Annotated in this window: 1 pseudogene; it reads left to right on the top strand. The window is 60.2% G+C overall.

What is annotated here, in order from left to right:
* Positions 1 to 158: pseudogene (locus tag ACEN88_RS36435) on the top strand (flagellar hook-associated protein 3); the annotation flags it as partial.
* Positions 159 to 231: the final 73 nt, after the last annotated feature.

Raw genomic sequence — 231 nt, 5'->3', positions numbered from 1 at the left:
ACCTGGGCCTGCAATACGCGACCACGCTGTCGGTGTTGCAGGACGTCGACACGGTGGCGGCGATATCGCTGTTCACCCAGCAGCAGACCACGCTGACGGCGGCGCAGAAAGCGTTCACGACCATGAGCGGCCTGTCGCTGTTTAACTACATCAGCTGACGCCCCGCCTCCGCCCATAAAAAACTCCATGTGCGCATGACGCACATGGAGTTTTTTTTCGTCCGCGCAACGC

The organism is Massilia sp. CT11-108 (genome assembly GCF_047302915.1).
Classification (GTDB): domain Bacteria; phylum Pseudomonadota; class Gammaproteobacteria; order Burkholderiales; family Burkholderiaceae_D; genus Telluria; species Telluria orientalis.
The sequence above is the reverse complement of the archived record's forward strand: the minus strand, read 5'-3'. Positions and strand labels throughout refer to the sequence as shown.